The sequence below is a fragment of the Metabacillus mesotrionivorans genome (genome assembly GCF_052171315.1).
Taxonomy (GTDB): domain Bacteria; phylum Bacillota; class Bacilli; order Bacillales; family Bacillaceae; genus Bacillus_P.
The window spans coordinates 242,970-265,141 of record NZ_JBQMFF010000002.1; the positions used below are offsets into that span (position 1 = coordinate 242,970).

At 43.1% G+C, this 22,172-nt stretch carries 21 protein-coding genes; 1 reads left to right on the forward strand and 20 read right to left on the reverse strand.

Annotated elements, in window-relative coordinates; genetic code table 11:
- Positions 1-112: 112 nt before the first annotated feature.
- The 12 genes from ACTSEZ_RS06110 to ACTSEZ_RS06165 all read right to left on the reverse strand — a co-directional run bounded on the left by ACTSEZ_RS06110 (position 113) and on the right by ACTSEZ_RS06165 (position 13,853).
- Positions 113-1,132, reverse strand: coding sequence for a zinc-binding alcohol dehydrogenase family protein (locus ACTSEZ_RS06110; RefSeq protein WP_369733292.1), 1,020 nt, complete (start codon positions 1,130-1,132; stop codon positions 113-115).
- A gap of 751 nt (positions 1,133-1,883) precedes the next feature.
- The gene (locus ACTSEZ_RS06115; protein WP_369733293.1) at positions 1,884-2,969 is read right to left on the reverse strand and encodes a Gfo/Idh/MocA family protein; all 1,086 of its coding nucleotides are present in this window, start codon (positions 2,967-2,969) and stop codon (positions 1,884-1,886) included.
- Positions 2,956-3,873, reverse strand: coding sequence for a sugar phosphate isomerase/epimerase family protein (locus tag ACTSEZ_RS06120; protein ID WP_369733294.1), 918 nt, complete (start codon positions 3,871-3,873; stop codon positions 2,956-2,958). The genes ACTSEZ_RS06115 and ACTSEZ_RS06120 overlap by 14 nt, the downstream gene beginning before the upstream one ends.
- Before the next feature lie 33 nt (positions 3,874-3,906).
- A complete protein-coding gene (locus tag ACTSEZ_RS06125) occupies positions 3,907-4,734 on the reverse strand; it encodes a carbohydrate ABC transporter permease (RefSeq protein WP_369733295.1) in 828 nt (275 codons plus the stop codon).
- Positions 4,735-4,746: 12 nt separating this feature from the next.
- Complete coding sequence (locus ACTSEZ_RS06130; protein WP_369733296.1) at positions 4,747-5,691, reverse strand: carbohydrate ABC transporter permease; 945 nt, start codon at positions 5,689-5,691, stop codon at positions 4,747-4,749.
- Positions 5,692-5,747: 56 nt separating this feature from the next.
- On the reverse strand, positions 5,748-7,028 hold the full coding sequence (locus ACTSEZ_RS06135) for an ABC transporter substrate-binding protein (RefSeq protein WP_369733297.1): 1,281 nt from the start codon (positions 7,026-7,028) through the stop codon (positions 5,748-5,750).
- A 198-nt stretch (positions 7,029-7,226) separates the two neighbouring features.
- Entirely contained in the window at positions 7,227-8,369 is a 1,143-nt protein-coding gene (locus ACTSEZ_RS06140; protein WP_369733298.1) for a GntR family transcriptional regulator, read from the reverse strand.
- A gap of 76 nt (positions 8,370-8,445) precedes the next feature.
- Complete coding sequence (locus ACTSEZ_RS06145) at positions 8,446-9,600, reverse strand: Gfo/Idh/MocA family protein (protein ID WP_369734061.1); 1,155 nt, start codon at positions 9,598-9,600, stop codon at positions 8,446-8,448.
- Positions 9,601-9,748: 148 nt separating this feature from the next.
- A complete protein-coding gene (gene mgrA / locus ACTSEZ_RS06150; protein ID WP_369733299.1) occupies positions 9,749-10,741 on the reverse strand; it encodes an L-glyceraldehyde 3-phosphate reductase in 993 nt (330 codons plus the stop codon).
- Between the two features lie 130 nt (positions 10,742-10,871).
- Entirely contained in the window at positions 10,872-12,119 is a 1,248-nt protein-coding gene (locus ACTSEZ_RS06155; RefSeq protein WP_369733300.1) for a YeeE/YedE family protein, read from the reverse strand.
- Between the two features lie 168 nt (positions 12,120-12,287).
- The gene (locus ACTSEZ_RS06160) at positions 12,288-12,956 is read right to left on the reverse strand and encodes a GNAT family N-acetyltransferase (RefSeq protein ID WP_369733301.1); all 669 of its coding nucleotides are present in this window, start codon (positions 12,954-12,956) and stop codon (positions 12,288-12,290) included.
- 12 nt (positions 12,957-12,968) lie between these two features.
- Positions 12,969-13,853 (reverse strand): carbon-nitrogen hydrolase family protein, encoded by an 885-nt coding sequence (locus ACTSEZ_RS06165; RefSeq protein ID WP_369733302.1) that lies wholly within the window; start codon positions 13,851-13,853, stop codon positions 12,969-12,971.
- Between the two features lie 159 nt (positions 13,854-14,012).
- Between ACTSEZ_RS06165 and ACTSEZ_RS06170 the strand changes: the two genes are divergently transcribed.
- Complete coding sequence (locus tag ACTSEZ_RS06170; RefSeq protein ID WP_369733303.1) at positions 14,013-14,525, forward strand: ion channel; 513 nt, start codon at positions 14,013-14,015, stop codon at positions 14,523-14,525.
- A 77-nt stretch (positions 14,526-14,602) separates the two neighbouring features.
- Here the strand turns inward: ACTSEZ_RS06170 and ACTSEZ_RS06175 are convergent, their stop codons facing one another.
- From ACTSEZ_RS06175 to ACTSEZ_RS06210, 8 genes are all read right to left on the reverse strand, one after another.
- Entirely contained in the window at positions 14,603-15,712 is a 1,110-nt protein-coding gene (locus tag ACTSEZ_RS06175; protein ID WP_369733304.1) for a histidine kinase N-terminal domain-containing protein, read from the reverse strand.
- A gap of 239 nt (positions 15,713-15,951) precedes the next feature.
- Positions 15,952-16,935 (reverse strand): ornithine cyclodeaminase family protein, encoded by a 984-nt coding sequence (locus ACTSEZ_RS06180; protein WP_369733305.1) that lies wholly within the window; start codon positions 16,933-16,935, stop codon positions 15,952-15,954.
- A 26-nt stretch (positions 16,936-16,961) separates the two neighbouring features.
- Complete coding sequence (locus tag ACTSEZ_RS06185; protein ID WP_369733306.1) at positions 16,962-18,275, reverse strand: MFS transporter; 1,314 nt, start codon at positions 18,273-18,275, stop codon at positions 16,962-16,964.
- An 18-nt stretch (positions 18,276-18,293) separates the two neighbouring features.
- Positions 18,294-18,977, reverse strand: coding sequence for a FadR/GntR family transcriptional regulator (locus ACTSEZ_RS06190; protein ID WP_369733307.1), 684 nt, complete (start codon positions 18,975-18,977; stop codon positions 18,294-18,296).
- A gap of 211 nt (positions 18,978-19,188) precedes the next feature.
- The gene (locus ACTSEZ_RS06195; protein WP_369733308.1) at positions 19,189-19,674 is read right to left on the reverse strand and encodes a CBO0543 family protein; all 486 of its coding nucleotides are present in this window, start codon (positions 19,672-19,674) and stop codon (positions 19,189-19,191) included.
- A gap of 116 nt (positions 19,675-19,790) precedes the next feature.
- A complete protein-coding gene (locus tag ACTSEZ_RS06200) occupies positions 19,791-20,495 on the reverse strand; it encodes a Type 1 glutamine amidotransferase-like domain-containing protein (RefSeq protein ID WP_369733309.1) in 705 nt (234 codons plus the stop codon).
- Positions 20,496-20,511: 16 nt separating this feature from the next.
- Positions 20,512-21,369, reverse strand: coding sequence for a DUF3307 domain-containing protein (locus ACTSEZ_RS06205; RefSeq protein ID WP_369733310.1), 858 nt, complete (start codon positions 21,367-21,369; stop codon positions 20,512-20,514).
- Positions 21,366-22,124 carry a hypothetical protein gene (locus tag ACTSEZ_RS06210; protein WP_369733311.1) on the reverse strand — a complete coding sequence of 253 codons (759 nt, stop codon included), beginning with the start codon at positions 22,122-22,124 and terminating at the stop codon, positions 21,366-21,368. Before ACTSEZ_RS06210 ends, ACTSEZ_RS06205 begins: the two co-directional genes overlap by 4 nt.
- Positions 22,125-22,172 lie beyond the last annotated feature (48 nt).

Consider the following 22,172-nt stretch of genomic DNA (forward strand, 5'->3'; position numbering starts at 1 on the left):
CTTCCTTTTCGGATATCACATATCTGACAAGTTATAACTCTATTAAAACACTCAATTCGACAGACTTCAATTATTTTTTGAATTTACTGAAAAAACAGCCCTAAGGCTGTTTTTAGAAATCTTGAAGAACGATTTTTCCAATTGTATTTCCGGATTCAATCTTTTCATGGGCTTTTTTCAGGTTATCGGCATTAATAGGGCTTAATGTTTCGTTCACTGTTGTTTTTAATGCCCCATCTTCAATCAGTTTGCTGATTCTGTTCAAGAGGACCTGCTGCTGATCCATATCTTCTGTTTCAAACATCGCTCTAGTGAACATAAACTCCCATACAAATGCAGCACTCTTGTTTTTAAGAAGATTCAAGTCAAGAGGCTCTTTATTCTCCACAATTGAGCAGACCGTTCCCTGGGGCTTGATGATTTCACTCATCCCTTCCCAGTGCTGGTCTGTGTTGTTCAGGCAGAAAATATAGTCAGGGTCAGCGAGGCTGAGATCCTCAATCTGTTTTTTCATCGGGTGATGATGGTTAATCACAGCATCTGCTCCATGTTCCTTTACCCATTTTACCGTTTCTTCGCGTGATGCGGTTGCAATGACATGAAGCCCTGCCCATTTTGCCAGCTGAACAGCTATTGAGCCGACACCGCCCGCCCCGCCAATAATCAGCACGGATTTCTGCTGATTTCTGCTGCGGTCATCGGGATCAATGCCCATTCTGTCAAAAAGACCTTCATAGGCTGTAATCGCAGTTAAAGGAAGAGCTGCCGCTTCCGGAAACGAGAGATTAGCGGGCTTTCTACCAGTTATCCGTTCATCAACCAGCTGAAATTCACTGTAAGAACCCTGTCTTGTAATACTGCCCGCATAATACACTTCATCTCCGGGTTTAAAATCCGTGCACTCTGGACCGCATTCGACGACGATTCCGCTCGCATCCCACCCAAGAATTTTAGGCGTTTCTTCTGTTTGATCCTTTGGCGCACGGACCTTCGTATCAACCGGGTTAATAGAAATGGCTTTAACCTCCACAAGCAAATCTCTGCCCTGCGGCTTTGGTTTTTCCATTTCCAGATCAATCAGGCTCTCCTCATGTTCAATCGGCAAATACTTGTACAGACCTACTGCTTTCATTTTGTTCACTCCTTCGCATCATTTATGATTAAGTATGCTTGCCCCGAAAAAAATTATCAAATGATAAGGTTTGTGATGGATTGTGTGATAAGTACTGGTATGTTCGGTGTGATGCTGTTTGAATAGCGCCAACAAGTAAAGAGAATTTGATTTTGGTGTTTTAGACTGCGGGATAAGTGCTATCAAGATCAAAGATTTCAGTTTTGGTGGTTCTAAACTGTTGGATAAGTGCCACCAAGAACACAGATTTCAGTTTTGATGGTTCCTTTCTGCTGCATAAGTGCCATCAAGAACGCAAATCTCTTTTTTAATGGTTCCTTTCTGCTGGATAAGTGCCATCAAGAACGCAAATTTCACTTTTGATGGTTCCTTTCTGCTGGATAAGTGCTATCAAGATCAAAGATTTCAGTATTGATGCTTCTAAACTGTTGGATAAGTACCACCAAGAACTCAGATTCCAGTTTTGATGGTTCCTTTCTGTTGGATAAGTGCCACCAAGAACGCGGATTTCACTTTTGGTAGTTCCTTTTTGCTGGATAAGTACCACCAAGAACTCAGATTCTAGTTTTAATGGTTCCTTTCCGCTGGATAAGTGCCACCAAGAACTCAGATTCCAGTTTTAATGGTTCTAAGCTGACAGAAGAGTGCCATCAAGAATAGACTTCCCACATTTAATGGACCTAAACCGCCTATTGCCACCATCAAGAACACATCAAAAAACACCCCTCCACATCGTGAGGGGTGCACCTAATTACGCAAACACAGGAACATTAATCTCCACTTCACGCCCCTGTTCAGAGGAGCGCAGAATGCCATCGATGATTGCCTGGTTAATCAAAATTTCCTCTGCAGGGATCGGGGCAGGACGCTGCTCAATGATTGCTGCTACGAAGTCTCTTACTTTTTCATGGAAAATATCAATCTTGTGGTCAATTACCGGGATTGTCGTCTCAGCATGCTGACCGGCTATATCATGGAACATGGAAATGCTCCCTATGCCGCCGTCCCACACACCGCTCCACGGTCCCGTTCCTGCAGGTGTAAGTTTGAGTCCCGCATCTTTGCCGAGAAACAGCGTCGGGCCGAGTGAATCCATATGCATCGCCCAGGAAATTTTAAAGTTCAGCACTTTTCCGCCTTCAAGTCTGACCATCGCCACACCAAAATCTTCTACTTCAAATCGATCTGCTTCATGATGATAGAGTGGATTTGTTCCGAAATGATTGGATGTGTAGGCTGAAACGGTCAGCGGCTTAGGATAATTCAGTGCATGCAAGGCAAGGTCGAGTGAATAGCAGCCAATATCAGCCATGGCTCCTGCACCGGCAAGATCTTTATTTATAAAAGTTCCGCCAGGCATGCCTCTTCTTCTTCCGCCGCCAGTCTGTATGTAGTACACATCCCCGAGCTGGCCGGATTGAATGATTTCTTTGATGTTTTTCATATTCGGATCATAGCGCGGCTGAAATCCAACCGACAGCATTTTCCCCGTACGGCGTGCTGTTTCAACCATGTCAATCGATTGCTGGAGAGTGACTGCGAGCGGTTTTTCAACTAAAACATGTTTGCCGGCGAGCAGCGAATCAATGCTTGTTCGGTGATGTGTGACGTTTGGTGTACAGACACTTACACCATCAAGATCAAGCTCCAGAAGATCCAGGTGATTGTCAAACGCTTGAGCACCTTCAATTCCAAGCATCTGAATAAATTCCTGCGCTTTTCCAGGAACAACATCAGCCACTGCTGCAATGGTTACATCTTTCATTTGCTGATAGGCTTTTGCATGAAGGACGGCAATTCCGCCGCTTCCGATAATTCCAATTTTAATGGTTGACATTAGCGATTCCCTCCGTTTTCTCTTTCTGAAAAGTTGTTTTTAAATAGTCTTTAGCTTTTTTGATTCCCTCTTGCTCTTTAGCAAGCGACCCCCAGTAGTTGTGATCTTCAAGCTCTATGCTGACAGGTCCCGCGTATCCAAGCTGTTCAAGTTTTGCAGCTGTTTTTTTCCAGTCAACTTCACCTTCGCCCGGAATTGTGTATCTCCACGGCCCTTCTGAAAAATCATACTTAGCGCCAAAAACGGAAGGCAAGTGTCCGGCATCATACTGTTCCTGCTGGAGAAGCAATGTATCTTTCCCATGGCAATACAGCACCTTCGAGCCGAACTCTTCCAGGAACTTCAGCGGATCAATTCCGAGCCTGACCAAATGGGACGGGTCATAATTGATTCCAAAATGGTTTGAAGAGACTTCTTTCAACATATACCTGAGAACTTCAGGAGTAGCGCCCAGTGTCGGGAAAAGCGGTGCAGGACCCGGCCATCCTTCAAGCGCGATGTATAAATCGTTTTTCTCTGCGTGCTTTACCACTTCAGGAAACGTCTGTTTCCAAATCTCAAGCGAGCGGCTGACAGGCTGAAGACTGTTTTCAGGGACGAGACACATAAAAATCACTTTTCCGCCTAATGAAGAGATTTCCTGAAATTGATTTTTTAGGGCTAAAACAGCCTGAGCGCGTTTTTCTTCATTTTCGCTGAGCAAGGCTGTACCCCCTACTGCTCCTCTTCCATCAATGGAGCCCGCTTCAAGACCATAATCGGCCAGAATGGTTTGAACATCTTGATCTAAATAAGGAAGATCAAGAACGCCGATCCCGTTTTCTTTTGCCCATTTCGCTGTGTACTCAAGTCCTTCTGATGTGAAATGCGGAGGAATTCTCATGCCGATTTTATTCTTCATCATACTTCACCATTCCTTTCTATTTGTAAATGTGTTTTATCCTTTAATGCCGCTGAAGGTGATTCCTTTAATAAACGTTTTTTGAAGGAAGAAAAACAGCAGGATAATCGGCAGCGTCATTAATGTCGACACAGCCATCATTAAACCCCACTCTGTTCCCCGCTGGCTTTGGAATTGCTGCAGACCAAGCGACAGGGTATAAGAAGCTTCATCTGTCAAATACAGGAGCGGACCGAGAAAATCTGTCCAGCTGCCCATGAACTGAAACAATCCGACTGCGAGAACCGCTGGTTTTGCAAGCGGCAGCATAATCTGCCAGTAGATTCTGAACTCGCCTGCTCCGTCAATTCTTGCTGCGTCCATAAGCGTATCAGGAAGTCCGAGAAAGAACTGCCTGAGGAGGAATATGTAAAAAGGTACCCCGAAAAAGACCGGAACAATTAAAGGCAGCGGACTTCCCACCCACCCCAGCTTTTCAAATAAGATAAACAAAGGGATCATAGTCACCTGACCTGGAATCATCATCACCGCAATCGTGATAATAAAAAGCGCATTGCTGCCTTTAAACTTAAGCTTTGCAAATCCATACGCAACAAGCGGACACGTAATCACAGCTCCAATCGTGCTGAACACTGTGATGACAACCGTATTTTTCAAATAAGTAAAAAACGGAATATAATCAATTGCATCCCCATAGTTGCTCCATTTAAGCGGCGATGGCAGCCATTCAGGAGGGAACGTGAAAATCTGCGTCTGATCTTTGAGAGAGGTCGACAGCATCCAGATAAACGGCACAAGGAAAAAGACAGACATGATAATCAGCACGGTATGCGCAAAAATGCTTTTTGACGTTTTTTTCTTCATTTCATTCCCTCCTTATTTGCCCTGATAGTGAACCCAGCGTTTTGAGGTAGAAAAAATAACAGCTGTCAGAAGCATGATGATGGCAAACAAGATCCATGCCATGGCAGACGCATAGCCCATTTTGAAAAATTTAAATCCATTGTCATAGAGATACATGACATAGAACGTCAGAGAATTTGCGGGAGTTCCCTGCCCGCCAGTAAGAGCATAAGGCAAAGCAAACTGCTGGAAAGCACCGATGACTCCCATTACAAGGTTAAAAAAGATAACAGGCGTTAAAAGCGGAAGAGTGATATGCACTGTCTTTTGAAACCAGTTCGCACCGTCCACTTCTGCAGCATCGTAGTAGTCTTCCGAAATATCTGTCAGTCCCGCAAGATAAATGACAACTGCCTGACCGATTCCCCATAATGACATGATCACGATGGAAGGTTTTGACCACGTTTCGCTTCCGAGCCATGCGGGTCCTTGAATGCCAAAAAGGTCAAGCATTCCATTGACAAGCCCAAACTGCGGATTAAGCAGCCACATCCACAGAACAGCAAGCGCTACTTGAGGCACTAGTGTCGGGAGGAAAAAAATCGTTCTGTATACGGTCATGCCTCTGATCTTCAAATTCAGTACCATGGCAAGACATACTCCGAAAATAATGCTTAATGGAACATATAAAGCGGCGAAATAAATCGTATTGGCTACAGATTTCCAAAACAAATCATCATTCATCAAATCCCTGTAATTTTGAAGGCCGACGAACTCGCCGGGCTGAAGAATGCTGTAAGTCGTGAAACTGAAATAAATGGAAGAGATTAAAGGAAAAGCGTAAAAAATAATAAGACCAAGAATCCATGGTGCAACAAATAACCAGCCGTAAAAAGATGTTTTCTTTCTCCATTTTTTCTTTTTAACAGCTGCTGCCTTATTAGCGGTAACCGATGTGCTCAGTTCGGGCTGCTGCATTCTTACTTCCCTCCTTAACAGAGGGGATTCTTTGGAGCAAGAATCCCCCAGGCCTTTTATTTCAATGCTTTCTCCACTTTTTCATTTACTTTTTTAAGAAGTTCATCAGGCTCGCCATTTCCCCGTGTTGCATTTTCCACGGCACTCGCTAATTCATTCCAGTAAAGAGTTCCCTGAGTCATAACCGGTCTGTGATTGCTTGATGGCAGGATCTCAACAAACTCATTTAGGATCGGGTCATCTTTATAGCCTAATTCTTCATTAACAGAATCTTTAATTGAGAAATCTTTGGCAATGCCGCTGAAGATTTTCTGCCCCTCTTCTCCGCTGAAGAACTTAAGGAATTCCCAGGCTGCTTCTTTCTCTTTTGCTCCTTTAGGGATGACGACAGACCAGCCTCCTGACCAAGTCGAGTAGTTATCGCCTGTCGGAGTTGGTATCGGGAATACGCCGTATTCAAGGTGAGGCTTAAATTTATTAATGGCCGAAACCGTCCATGGCCCGCTGATTTTCATGCTGATCTGCTCTGTTAAGAACGGATCCATCGCGCCTGTACCCTGTGAATTCGTAAAAGCTGTAATGTCTTCAATGTTGTATTTCTTTGCATAATCTGCAATCCATTGAAGCGCTTCAACATTTTTCGGATCGTCAGCAGTTACTTCTTTTGTTTCAGGATCGTAGAAATCCCCCCCGAAAGCCCAGCCCCATCCATAGAACCAGCCTTGATCAAGCCATGGAATGAAACCGATCTGTGAAAAGCGTTTTCCGTCTTTAATCGTCAATTTTTCTGCTGCATCTTCGAGTTCAGCAATTGTTTTTGGAGGATTTTCCGGATCAAGCCCGGCTTTTTCGAAATGTTTTTTATTGTAGTAGACGAGCCTTGAATCTGTAGTGGTCGGCAGTCCGTAAAGTTTATTTTCATATGACGCTTCTTCCCATGAAAAAGGGTAGAACTGGTCTTTTGTAATCTTATCTTTTTCAGCAAGATCACTTAAATCTTCAAGTGAACCCTGTGCGGCCCACGAAGCAATTTCAAAGCGGTCAAAATAGGCAACATCCGGGGGATTTCCACCCGCAATAGAGGACAGGAGTTTTTCGTTGGATCCTTCACCCTGGTTGGCAATGTAAACAGACTTGACGTTAATATCCGGATGTTTTTTTTCAAATGCTTTTACAACCTCATTTACAGCATCACCTGTAATATCTGTCATCGGATGCCAAAATGTGATGGTCGTTTTTCCGTCTTCGCTTTTACTAGAAGATGATTCAGAGCTGCAGCCTGCTGCGACAAGCAAAAAACAAATCATTACTATAAGTAAACTTTTTACACACTTCATCAAAACTCCCCCTGTTTTAAATGAATGGAAAACTGTGAACACAACCTCCCTCCAAAGTTATAAAAGCGCTTACAAATAACATAATGACTTGTCATGTTGATATGTTTTATAGTTAATATATTAATTGGTTGATAATTTATAAGTCAACCTATTTTTCCGAATTTTATAAAAATAAAAAATAGGCCTGCATATTCAGGCCTAGTACGTAACGCGATGCATTGGTTTTTCTGTTTCACCCTCTACGACTTTGTGAGGAACAAAGATATGCTGAACTGCAAACTTGTGATCAGACATCTTTTGCATCAGAAGATTTACCGCATTAAAGGATATTGTCCATTCATCCTGCTTAATATGAGTGAAATGAATTCGGCCATTGCCGGGAGAATCAAAGCAGACGACAGAAATATCTTCAGGGACTTTTCTGCCCGCTGCACGCAGTCTTTCAACCGCGAGTTCTGCAATCGAATGCTCGCACGCAGCCACAGCTGTAAGGTTTTTGTGCTTTGCAAAATAAGAATCGAGTTTATGGATGTCTTCCTTAAAAATGTCTGGATTGCCTGCACTATGAATAGGCATGCTGTTTTTTATCTCAGTCAGTATATATTCTCGGTTCAGTTTTACACCGAACTCAGAATGCGCAAGCTGAAATCCCATGATGCGTTCTTCAATGGCTGTCGTGCCGTCCGGCGGCGGAGACAAAAAGCCAATTTCTTTATGACCCAGGTCAAAGAGATGAGCAGTGAGCTCTCCTGCTGCTTTTTGATGGTCCGTGCAGACAAATGAAGCTGGTATCCCTTTAATAAAGCGGTCAATCAGAACAACGGGGAAATTTCTTGAAACAAGCTCAAGCAATTTGTTGTTCACATGCTCTCCATGTACAGGAAAAACAATCAGGCCCTCTGCCCCGATGTCAAGAAATTCATTAACAGCACGTTCCTCTACTTCTTTTTTCCCGTAGCTCAATTTGAACAAAACCGTAAAGCCATAGTCACTGCAATGTTTTTCAATCCCTTTTACAAGATCCATTCCGTAGCTTTCATCAAACCCGGGGAGAATAAAGCCGATCAATTTGCGGGAGTGACTTATGCGTTCAGGAGGAGGTGCAGTATCCGTCCCCGAGCCGGCATGCGTAACAAACGAACCCTTACCCTGAATTCTTTCAATATAATGTTCTTCTGATAAGAGATCGAGTGCTTTTTTTGATGTAATTCTGCTCACTTCAAATTGCTCTGCCAATTCTTTCTCAGAAGGCACTTTTTCACCATGCTTAAGCGTACCGCTTTTTATTTGATTCAACAGAGATTGATACACCTTCAGATAAAGAGGGTTAAAAGTTGTCATATCGTCACCTTTCTATGGTTGTTATATTCAATATAACAACTTTAAGCGGGTAAGAAAAGAAAATTTTATCGAAAGATTACACCCCGATCTGTTTTGTTCTCTGTGGGATGCTAACCCACTTTTTATCTATGGCTGACTGTTCAATCGCATCAAGAATGAGCTGATTTTGAAGCCCGTCAAAGAAATCAGGTTTTTGGGATTTCTTTTTTGAAATCGCTTCCATTAGTTCTGATATTAAATTGACGAACGTATGCTCATATCCAATAATATGACCGGCCGGCCAATAAGCATCAGCAAACGGATGCACTTCCTCTGTGCAATTGATGACCCTGAAGCCCTGCAGGCCTTCGTCATCTTCCGATAAATAAACATGAAGGTTGTTCATATTTTCAAGGTCCCATTTAATCGATCCATATTCGCCATTAATCTCAAAACAATTTCGGTTTCTGCTGCCGGCTGCGAAACGGGTTGCTTCAAAAACCCCCATCGCCCCGTTTTCAAATCTTGCAATAAACGAAGCAGCATCGTCTACATCCACTATGCCCGTTTTTCCAGGCTCATTTTCAATCGGCCTTTCTTTTATAAAGGTTTCCATAGCCCCAACGACTTCTATCATTTCTCCTACTAAAAACCTTGTGAGGTCAATGATGTGTGCACCAATATCACCGAGGGCTCCAGATCCTGTTATTTCTTTTTTCAGCCTCCATGCAATCGGAAAATCAGGATCCATGAGCCAGTCCTGCAAATAGGTAGCCCTGACATGATAGATTTTTCCGAGCCTTCCCTCTTCAATCAGCTTTTTGGCATATTGAACGGCAGGAGCAAAGCGGTAATTATGGGAAATCATATGAACAACACCGTTTTTTTCTGCGGCTGCAAGCATTCTCTCAGCTTCCTCCGCATTTAGAGCTAGAGGCTTCTCACAAATGACATGTTTTCCTGCTTCTGCGGCAGCTATGGCAATTTCAGCATGAGAATGATTTGGAGTCACTATATCAATTAAATCAATGTCATCTCGTTTGATTAATTCTCTCCAATCTGTTTCATAGCTCTCAAAACCAAGTTCTTTAGCAGCTTTCATAACACCTTCTTCGTTTCTTCCTGCGATTGCCTTCAGAACAGGCTTTGATCTGTCAGGAAAGAAAAAAGGCACATTTCGATAACCTAGACTGTGAGCCTTTCCCATAAACTTATACCCAACCATTCCAACTCTGATCTCATTCAAAACAATCACCAGCCTTCACTTATAGTTGATATAAAAAAACTGTCATTATATTGACTAATTAGTCTTCCGCACTTAAAATCCTTTTTTAGACGCAGAATTTTTTTATAAAAACGGATAAAGAAAGCCCTGCAAAGGTTGCAAGGCTGCCTAAATACTATTCTGACAAAATGCTTTCAATCTGTGAGAGTTCGTCTTTAGTAAATTCAAGATGACCCAGAGCCGCCACATTTTCTTCAATCTGGCTCACTTTGCTCGCTCCGATCAAGGCAGAAGTTACACGGCCTTCCCTGAGAACCCATGCCAATGCCATTTGTGCAAGATTCTGTCCGCGTTTTGCAGCCAGTTCGTTCAGCTTCTTAATTTTACCGACAAGCTCTTCTGTTACGCGCTCTTCCTGAAGTGCTCCCGTTGCTTTTGCAGCGCGTGATTCCTGAGGAACGCCTCCGACGTATTTATTAGTAAGGAGACCTTGCTCAAGAGGGCAAAATGCAATTGAACCAACTTTATTTTCCTGAAGCACGTCCTGCAATCCGTCTTCAATCCAGCGGTTCAGCATGGAATAGCTTGGCTGGTGAATTAATAGCGGTGTTCCAAGACGGTTCAGGATTTTCACCGCTTCCTCTGTCTGCTCAGCAGAATAACTTGATATTCCGACGTACAGGGCTTTTCCCTGACGGATAATTTGATCGAGTGCTCCCATTGTTTCTTCGAGCGGCGTATGAGGATCCGGCCGGTGAGAATAAAAAATATCTACATAATCCAGTCCCATTCTCTTTAAGCTTTGATCAAGACTTGAAATCAGATATTTCTTTGAACCCCATTCACCATATGGCCCGTCCCACATCCTGTACCCGGCCTTGGATGATATGATCAGCTCATCTCTATATGGCGCGAAATCCGTTTTAAGAAGCTGTCCGAACATTTCTTCAGCAGATCCAGGCGGCGGTCCGTAATTATTGGCAAGATCAAAATGAGTAATCCCAAGGTCAAAAGCACGGCGCAGCATGGCACGTCCATTTTCAAAGGTGTCCACTCCGCCGAAATTATGCCAAAGCCCAAGCGAGATTGCAGGCAGCAGCAACCCGGAATTCCCGCAGCGGTTATACGTCATCGATTCATAGCGATCGGAATTAGCTTGATACGTCATATGTATTTCCTCCTTTGTAGTCTTCTTTAGTATCGTAATAGAAGAAAGCGGTTTCGTAAATGAAAAAGACTTCAGGCAAATCCACATTAGATCGATTGCACTAAAAAAGAACTCTCAGGAATGAGAGTTCTCAGCAAATAGAATCTGTTGGTTTAGGGTTTTTCAGTCCGAAAATCGGCCGGATAAATAAGGCGAGGAATGTTCCAAGCATAGCCATGACCATCCAAACCCATCCATGAAGACTGAATGAAGCAATTCCTCCAAAATAGGCACCGATGTTACAGCCGAAAGCAAGACGGGCGCCATAGCCCATAAGCAGGCCGCCGATAATGGATGCACCTGCTACACCAGGTTTAATTTTTCCCGGCTTAAACGTTCCTTGCGCGGCTGCAGAAATAAATGCGCCAAGGATGATGCCGAAATTCATTACGCTTGTTGAATCCGCAAGAACGGTTTTTGTTAATGCTGCTCCGTTTGCACCGGTGAAATAACCCCAAGATGAAACGTCAATTCCTGCGGCCATCAATGCTTTTCCACCCCAAAGGGCAAAAGCTGATGTGATGCCCCAAGGGTTTCCCCTGATAGACAGTGTCAATGCATTAAGCAGCGCAAGAATGATCGCTGCTGCAAATAGCGGCCATGATCCGCGGAGAATCTTTTTCCAGCCCTTTACAGTAGGAAGCTGTTTCATCATAGGCGGATTTTTCTTTTTGGCAATCTGTATGGTGATCCAGTAAATAAGAGCAAATACGGCAAGCTGGACGATCAGTGCACCGCCATAGCCGAGACCCGTGGATGTTGCTAGAGAGACCGGCGGAAGGGCCGGCATATCTTCCATCCAGAAAGTAAAATGGTAGGCTCCAATAACAGATCCTGCAATAAAGGATACAAGGGTCAGGATCATGGATGATGATCCGCCGCCCACTGAATAGAGCGTTCCTGAAGCACAGCCGTTGCCAAGCTGCATGCCAATGCCGAACATAAATGCGCCTACGATAACACTTACCCCTACAGGAGATACGTATCCTGCCGGAGCTGTTCCTGTAAAACTGAAACCTGTGCTTAATATGACGGCAAATAAGACGGATGCTATGGCGAGCATCAGCATATGAGCCTGAAGACCCTGAACATTCCCTACAGAAACGAGTCGTCTAAAGGCAGAAGTAAAGCCGAATCGTGCATGAAGCAAAGTTGCACCAAGAAGCAATCCGATTATATACAGAACGCTCTGTGTGCCTCCCGCTGCCAGTAAAATGGCTGCAAATAATAGAACCGCTGCAAGCAATCCCGCCGCAACGAGCGGTTTTTGAACAGGCTTCATTTCAGATACAACGGTTGTTTTAGCCCTTAAAGGTGAATGAATTGCTGTTTCAGCCATATTTAAAACTCCTTTTCATATAAATTTAGTCGGAATAACATGTGCTATTACCTTAACGCGTCTTTAATCATTTGTAAACCGGATTGCTCATAGTCAGAACATTAAAATACCTGATTGATTGAATAAAAAAAATCCCAGGCCTGAACCTGGGATTTTAAGCAGCCTCGCCTACCTATTAAATGGATTTTTCCATTCCATCAGGGCGGCAAAGTTGCATGATTCATCATCTTCAAGATAGTCAGGGATGACAGAAAGCGGAGTTCTTCCGCATCTAAGCAGAAACGTCAGGACGGGGTCTTTCAGGTTTCCTTTCACTACTTCCTCTAAATACTCCTCAGGAGTGAGATGATCTGAGTGCTGTCTGTAACCCGGCATTCTTCCTCCGCCAACCAGCCGCTTCAGGTTAAGCTTCACAACCGTTTCATACATGGAAAACATAAGCCATTTCCCAAGACCCAGCTTTCTGAACTTTGGCCTGACGCTAATATCAACAACATAGAGCGTATCTCCGTCCGGCTTGTGGCTTCGGGTGATATAGCCGCTGTCGGTTATGTCTTCCCACGTATGATGGGGGCGGGCAGGATCAAAGTATACGCGCAGAGCTGTCATTGATCCTGCGATTTCTCCATCTGCTTCTATACAGAGAGCACCTTCCGGAAACAAATGCACATGCTGCTCAAGCTGTTCCTTTTTCCACCATAGATCAGGCGGAAACGGCGGCGGAAAACTTTCCTTTTGAATTTGAATCAGTGAATCAAAGTCATTTTTTTCATAGCTTCTTACAACTGCTTTAACAGGAACACTGTCTTCGAAAACAAAAAATTCTTTTCTGTACAAGGATTCTCCTCCTTACAGCAGCGTACGGTCCCCCTGCTTGGCTTCCCAATCGGGATATAAATCGGTGCGGCGGTCGCGCCAGGTTGTAACCGATCCGCTTGCACGCACTTTATAAAGAAGCTCTAAATCGAGGTCAGCGGTTACGATCATCGGCTGATTAATTTCGCCTTCTGCAGCCAGCCCCTTTGGAGGGAACGGCACATCATTCGGTGTGATGATGGCAGCCTGACCGAAATTCCCTCTCATGAAATCGACAGTCGGCAGCGAGCCGACAGTACCGGTCGTCACAACGTACACCTGATTTTCAATCGCGCGCGCATGGCTTGTGTAGCGGACGCGGTGAAATCCGTGGCGGTCGTCTGTACATGAAGGGCAGAAAATCACATCAGCACCTTTCGCTTTTGCGATCCGCACGATTTCAGGAAATTCAATGTCATAACACGTCAGCATGGCAATGGTCCCTTTATCCGTTTCAAACACCTGGAGGTCGTCACCCGGCGTCATATCCCATTCATGAACTTCAGTCGGCGTGATGTGGAGCTTTGCCTGCTCTGCCACCCGTCCGTCCGGATAAAACAGATGAGCAACATTATATAGGCGCCCTTCTTTTTTGATTACATGTGTCCCGGCGATGATATGCATGCCTGTACTTGCTGCGAGACCTTTAAAAAGCTCCAGATACTGTTCTGTATAATCAGGAAGTTCATCAATTGACAGTGCCTGTCCCTCAGCATTGCCGATAGACATAAGCTGAGTAGTGAAAAATTCGGGAAAAAGAACAAAATCCGTTCCAAATTCCTCTGCGGTTTTAATATAGTGCTCAACCTGATCTGCAAATTCCTTAAATGAGTGAATTGTGCGCAGATCATACTGAACGGCCGAAACTCTAAGCTGCATGGAGTTCATCTCCTTTTCCTTAGTGATGTCAAAAACAAAGATATAAATATTATTAAGCATGAGAGAAGAACTTACAAGCAGAAGGTACTGACAATCTGACTGCATCAGATGACAATGCGGGGGGAAAATAATGAACATGACGGAAAATAGAGGGATTTCATGTTTTCGAAATATGATTTTACTAAAAAAAAGCTCTTTCTTTATCTAATCCTAAACGTTCTGATGATCAGCCTGCTTGTCGTTGAGTCCATGTTTGAAATCACGGCTTCCAGTATAATCATGATCACTCTCACTACAACTGTCCTTGCTGTCTGTTTTTATTTCCTGTTTGAATTTATCGTGGCTGTACCAAAAACGGAAGAAAGGCTGCAGAACATTTTTATTGGTTCAGGTCTTCTTCTCATGCTTATCGTAACATCATACGCGAATCTTTATTTTCAAATTTATGGATTTTTCGGTGACAAAGCCTTTAAATTCTCAGGTGACCACTTGTCCGGCAATGATTTTTTATATTACAGTATAACGACCTTTACAACTACTGGCTTCGGGGACATTACCTCTATTGGTGTGATCTCAAACATTGTGGCAGCTTCCGAAATGCTCACGGGGTTTATCGTAAGTACTCTTTTTATGGCGGTCATTACATCAAAGCTCGTCACAAATTTAAAATAAGCCTGAAGAGATTCAGGCCATTTATGAAGTACTTATAGGGAGGGCGATCGTAAATGGCCTGAAGAGATTCAGGCCATTTATGAAGTACTTATAGGGAGGGCGATCGTAAATGCTGTCGTCCTTTCATCTGACCGGCAAGAAATCCTCCCGCCGTGACTTTCGATAATTTTCCTGCAAATATAAAGGCCGATCCCCGTGCCCAGTTCTTTCGTTGTAAAAAAGGGCTCAAAAATCGTTTCAATCTGTTTTTGGGGAATCATCGGTCCGTTATTTGAAATATGTACGTATGCCGTGCTGCTGTCTTCTTTAAAATCAATGGTTATCGTTCTGTTGGCGTTAACCTTCTGAAGAGCGTCAATGGAATTGAGCATCAGATTTAAAAACACCTGTCTCAGTTCATCTCTGCTTGCATAAACGGATGAATTTTTCTTAGGACCCTCCTGCACTTTGACGCTCCCGTCCAGCAGACTGGGATACATGAAGGCGAGCACCTCATCAAAAAGCTCTCCAAGCTTTAACTTTTCGCGCTTGCTCTCAATTGTTTCTTTTTTGGAAGCATGCAGAAACTGCGATACGCGGAAATTCAGCTGGTCAACTTCATGGCTGATGATGTCAAGGTATTTCAAATCCGGATGATCGCTTTGCATTAATTTAATAAACCCTTTTACAGCCGTCAGCGGATTACGGAATTCATGAACAAAGCTAGAAGACATCTGCCCGAGAATCGTCAGGCGCTCTTTATGGCTCTGATCAATAAATGAGATCTTCTCCTGCAGAATTTCTTCTTTTACCTCAGTGTACTTCTTTACGGCAAAATACGAAAACTGATCAAAAAGGATGTTAATCTCTTCGATAAAAGGCTGAAGTTCTTCCCTGGAAATGCCGGAACTCACAATGTAGCGGATAACCTCCCGGCGGCCAAGGTTAACATTATTGATAAAATCGCCGATATTAACATTAGCTTCTACTCTTTCAAGTGCGACCTTGCTGGCAAGAACATCGATTTCATCCGAACTCAGCGGCTGAACAATTGTCTTTTTCACAAGCTCGTACATTTTCATCCCGTTTTTTTCTACCTCTTCCTGATGCAGATCATCATCTGAAATGGTAATTTTCTGCCGCCATGCAAAGATAAAAGTTGAGATGTTTTCATCTAGAAACCGGATTAATTCATCTGTAGCTGTCATATAAAAGCACCCCTGATTCTTGCAAAAAATCATATGTAAGATCTCCATCCCCTTGACTATAAAAAAACAGGGCTAAAGTTTCTACTATTCTTAAATCTTTACAATTTACATTCTATCATAAGATGAAAACATTCAGTTAATCAGAATTTTACTTTTGTATGACTGGGAGCGAAAAAAAGGCCGGTAACCAGTAAACAGAAAATAGACCCTTGTTGTGCAAGGGTCTATTTTCATGCTCTCTATAAATTTATCTCTTGGATTAATCCGGATTTTATTGCTTTTTTATAAATGCTGATAGCAGCCATCGTATCTAAATAGCCAATTCCAACTGATTTATAAAATGTGATTTCATCCTCATCTGTCCGGACCGGTTTTTCACTGCAAATGATTTCACTGATTTCTCCATAAATCGACTGGGGCTGCCACTCGTTATTTGCTATAGGAATAAGAAAATCACCCGCTTCTTGTAAAACCCCTTCAATTGTATCAACAACAATTTTACTGCTCTTTTTTAATGTCTTAGAGTCTACTTCCTGCATATGAGGGAGGTAGGAGCCTATCGCATTGATGTGAGTACCAGGTTTAATGATGTCTCCGTTGAACAGCGGCACAGAGGATTTTGTACTGCAATTTACAATATCAGCTCTATGAACAGCTGCATCTGGATTTCTTTCAATATAAACCTGACAACCAGGATAAAGCTCAAGCAGGATTTCTCTTAATGCTTCAGCTTTGCCAGACGTCCGGTTATAAAGAATGATTTCATTGATCTCCCTGACAGACATAACAGCCTGAATCTGTCCAATTGACTGTGCGCCGCATCCAATAACTGCCAGAATTTTCGAGTTCTTTCTTGACAGATATTTAGTTGCTGCACCGCTTGATGCACCTGTCCGCAGTACTGTAAGGTAACTCGCTCCCATTATGGCTTTATGTTCTCCAGTCACCGCATCTGTAAGCAAAAGCACGCTTTGAAGCACATCTCTGCCTTCCTCTGCATTTTTCGGGAAAATACTGACCACTTTTACAGACATGTATTTCTCTGCTTCTATGAAAGACGGCATGTAAAGAGTTTCTGCCTTCATTTCCGGATATGAAACTGACATCCTGACAGGAGCTTTTGTCTGCTTTAATTGATAGTATCTAAATGCCTGCTCGGTATCCTTTAAACAATCCTTCATAGAATAAATTTTCTTTATCAACGCTTCATTTAGCACAAGCATGGATGATTGCCTCCCTGATTTTCCATTTATACTGCCTTTGATTGAGGTTCTCCATCCGTTTCCACAGGTCTCGTTTCCTTAGTAAACAAAACAGCTGTAAGTGAAATAATCGCAGCCGCAATCATATAGACGGCAACAGGAATAAATGAATTGTTATAAGCGCTGAGTAAGGCAGTTGCAATCAGAGGCGCTGTTCCTCCGGCAAGGGCTGCACCCAGCTGATAACCGACTGTTACACCTGTATAGCGCACGCTAGTTGAGAAGATTTCAGAAAACATCGTACCTAAAACAGCTGTAATAGGAGCCCATATAATGCCAAGGCCGATAACAGTAGCCACTGTCAACCAGAATACTGAATCAAGTGACAACAAGTAAAAATATGGGAATGCATACAGAATCATAGCAATAGTTCCCCCAATATACAGAGGTTTTCGACCAACTTTGTCAGAAAGCTTGCCCATAAAAGGAATCATGATCGTTGTGACGAACGTTGCAATTGTGACAGCATTTAAGGTATCACTTCGGTCAAAATTCAAATTCGATGTTGCATATGAAATGATGAACGTGCCGAATATATAAAACGGAGCTGTTTCGACAACCTTAGCACCTACAGCAATTAAAACTTCTTTCCAATGATATTTAAACGTGTCAACAAGAGGAACTTTCGAAATGGTGCCTGACTCTTTAGCTTCTTTAAATGCAGGTGTTTCATCTATGCCGTTTCGGATCCATAAACCAAGAAGTACTAATAAGGCACTTAGTACAAATGGTACCCGCCATCCCCAGGCTTCAAATTGATCATTGGGCAGAAGCGTCATGACTGAAATCGAGAGCGTACCAAGAAGAAGGCCGATTGTAACACCCATTTGAGGAATACTTCCGAAAAACCCTCTCTTTTTTGGCGGTGCATATTCGGTTGCAAGCAGCAATGCACCACCCCACTCGCCTCCAATACCAAGCCCCTGAACAAGTCGAAGAAGAATTAATAGGATTGGAGCCCAAATACCGATTGATTCATATGTAGGCAGAAGTCCAATAAGAACTGTGGCACCGCCCATAAGTGACAGTGTCATAACGAGTGTCTTTTTCCGTCCAATTTTATCCCCTATATGACTGAAAATTATTCCTCCAAGCGGACGGATAAAGAATGGCAATGCAAATGACGTATACGCAAGCATCAAACCGACAACCGGATCTCCAGACGGAAAATACAGCTTGCTAAAAATCAGAGCTGCGATTGTTCCATAAAGAAAATAATCGTACCATTCAATTGAACTTCCTATTAAACTTGCAATCAGTGCTTTCTTGGCAACTCTTTTGCTGTTTGAATTTTCTCCCATCAATTCTGCCCCTTTTCCTTATCGTAATTCCGTAATCTTTCCTTCTAGCACATCCAGCAGTAAATAAAAGGCCACTTTTGCATTGGTCCCGTCTTTTTCTTTTATCCAGCGAAAAATATCCTCATGCAGCTGATAGGTTTCTTCAAATAAAGAGGATAACGCTTCCTGCTTCTCCCAGAATGAATAGAAATCATCGTACACAGTCATAATCATGTTAAAGAGTACAGGATTATGCGAGGCTTCATAAAGCGTCTGATGAAACAAATAATCCGCCTGTACAGATTCAGCAGTCAATATACGCACTTTTTTGAAAATCATCAGATGGTGTTCCATCTTCTCGAGCTGTGAAGTCGTCACGTTGCATGCTGCAAGTTCGATGGCCCTTCCCTCAAGGCCCCTCCTGACATCGCAAAGATGCATCAAGTACTCCAGATCGCTGTCAATCTGGATTCTCGTCTGAAGCTGATGAAAATCAGCATCTTTCACCAGAATCCCCTTTCCATTGATGACTTCCACAAAATGAATGGCTTCAAGCTGACGCATCGCTTCCCTGATGCTCGTCCTGCTAACTTTAAATATGGCCGAAAGCTCGCCCATAGATGGAAGCAGGTCCCCTTTTTGGATATTGTGCGACCGGATATACTGTTTTACTTCTTCAACCACAAGTTCATGCACCAGCTGTTTTTTAATAAAGGCCTTCATCCTCCCCTCCATGCTGTATACCTATCATACAGGTAATGATAAAATAAATTCTGAATATTACAACTGTTTTTTGCCTGAAAAACTCATTTTTATTCACAAATCAGGTTATCTTTCGTGCATTAACGTATATTAATAATGATTTCTGCATAAATAATGGAAGATTTTCTTTGGTTTACATGAGAAAACGGCAAAAAAAAAAAACGGGACCTCTTTAGGATCCCATATCTTCATCAGAAGATTTATGTTCATTGCGTTTGACAACCTCTACAAGAGCGCGAATCGCTAGCAGGGTAAAGGAGATGCATCCAAATGTGTGAAAAATCGTCCATTTTTTCCAGTGGAAAAGATTTGTCTTTTTCTCTAAATACCACTGGCCAATGGACATCGGCACACTCCATGTCAGACTTTTCAGCAAAACCATCGGCAATCTGTCTTTATAGCACTGCCTGATCCAAAAAACACTTAAAAGCGGGAAAAATAGAAAATCGTACAGAATATTGGTCTTATAAATGTGCGGAAAAGGTCTTACAGGATAAGCAATTCTATTTGTCCTGACATAGAACACGTCCATTAGTGTCGATATGACGCCTTTCCCGAGAAAGATAATCAGCACTTCTTTTAGAGCTGATCGTTTCATTGCAAAAGGAAATAATACCACGCACAAACCAAAAAGGCCTTTCAGCAACTTTTTTTCCATTAAATGACCCTGCCCTTGCTCTTTTTGGTTAGTATTAGCACAGCTTTAAAAAAGATGCATTTATTTCCTGCTTACTAAAAATCCTCATTAAATCCGGAACTCTGCAATCGGTGTAATCATGACAGACCTCTTAGGTACATCATTTGCAGAGGTTCCTCATGGATTCTGCCTGCGTTTTCCTCCAAAAAATAGACCTTGGCATTAGGCCTTGAACTGATGCATTTATAAACTTGTCCGTCTTTAAAATGCACGGCTGCCCCATCTTCCATGCCAAACCCAGCCATCATACTGCCAGAACGTACAAGTTTATGAAATGACGGTCTTCTCTTTTCCTCACCATTATAATGAGGACAACTACTTCCCTTAATAAAGCCAAGTCCACTTATTTTGTACAGCGGACCATTTAAAGGATCCGTCAATCCCTCTTCAAACCAGCAATTTGCTCCAGCACTTAGCCCTGCTAGGACTGTGCCGTTTTCATATGCTCTTTTGAATAGAAGATCGAGTCCCCATTCTTTCCATAAAACAAGCAGATTCCGGGTACTTCCTCCGCCCACATACAAGATATCCTGGGACATAACGAAATCTTCAAGATCCTTAAAGTGCGGATCAAATAGTGCCAGATGATCGGGTTTGCATGCCATAGAATGAAAAGCATGATAAAACCGTTGAATATACCCATCCTGATCTCCGCTTGCTGTAGAAACAAAACATATTCTCGGATTCGGTTTCAGTGATTGATCAAGTATATATTGATCCAACAACAAGTTATCAGGTTCCATAGAAAAGCCACCACCGCCCATTGCAATAATCTGTTTCATCCTCTTCCCCCTTAATTTAAAGCAGCACTTCCCTCAAAAGAAGGCCTAAAGCTATGCCAAGAAACATCGAAGTCAAAGTCCCAAGCAGGAAATACTCCGCCCAGTTCCGGTCATCCATCTGTTTAAAACGGGCAATAGATTTCGCCGTCACAATGAAACCAATGGCGGGATATGCACTGTAAAATGTCAAAATCAGCACAAGCAGCCGTTCAATATACCCGATCAGCTTTCCCCTGGACAAATCATGTTTATTGAATGTGAAATACGTATACTCCTCGGTCAGTCCGCCTGCAGCATTCATCTTATCTTCTTTTCTCTCATTCTTAAAGGCGTAGCGCCCTTCAAACGACAGGAGCTGTGCCGGCAGCGTCCCGAGCACCATTCGGATGACATGACCGCTAACACTTGTAGTAACAATTAGGATAATGGCAATAAATAAAAGGGCATTCGTCACACTGAGTGAAGATTTCTCCGTTATAAGCATGATTCCTTTTTGGGCAACTGCGCTGTACAATACATTTAAAAAGAAGTGGCATGCTAACACAATCATAACAAGATGCAAAAACTGATCACCAAGAAAATAGAGAAGGTTTTTCATATTTTGCTTGTCAGTCGTCCTATCCAGAAGTTTCAGCTTAAGAAAATCTATCACGCCATGAGTTCCGATCATAAAAACAAATGGCAGAACAACACTTTTCAGCGGATTTACCATCTCAAATTCGGTCAGCCAGAAATAAAGCAGAACAGGCAGGAGGATAAACGCATGATGAAGCAAATGCTTTTTTAAATACTTCCGCTTTTCCCTGACCATTTCATCAGTCTGAAGCAGAAAGTCAGCCGTTAAATGGGCCAGAATAAGACTAAGTACAATCATACGCTCCCATCTCCCTCCCTTTTCGAAAACCATTCGGCTGACGAATTCTGTAAGCTTGAGCGAATCGATGCAATCAGCTTGTTACTGGACGGCTCATCGAATCCCTTTTGCTGAAGAGAATCAAGAACGGCGGTAATAGTATTGAATATCATTACCAGCTCCTCCCCTTTCCCCTTCTTAAAATGGCTTGAAATTGTCGATGGCGACTTGCTCAGCATCGAAGCAGCCTTCCGCTGCTGACGGTAAATTTCCACAAGTGCATACACTTGTTTCTGGAGGTCCGTCTGGTCTTTTACGAGCGTATGTCTGACTTCCATCAGAGAATTAAGGAGCAGCTGTGTTTCATAAAGGTCGCCGTTTAACCGGAAAGCAAACTGGGCTTTATCAGCACCTTCTCGCTTAAGCAGATCATTCGCCTCTCTGGCCTGTTTCAACAGGGGATGAATCCACGTTTCTGCATCAAGATCAGCAGGCCTGCTGTCGACCTCGCCGAACGACAGGCCAAAATACGGCGGGTGCTCCTCCTGCTTCCAGCTGATGCTAAGAAAATGCGCAGCCACAAACGCCGCAGCATACCCTTCCGATATGAAAAGCACCTCATCCCCCCTGCGATGCTTTACAATCGCCTGGTTACCAGTCCACTCCGTCAGCCAGGAAGTCATTTTACTCAAATAGGCAGATAGCTCTTTTCCTTTTCCTTCCAAAGAAGAATTTCTTAAATCCATGATAAACACAGAGCACGGGTAACGATTCAAGGAACATGCCTCCAAAGATTCGATTATATGATCTAATGTAGCAGATGT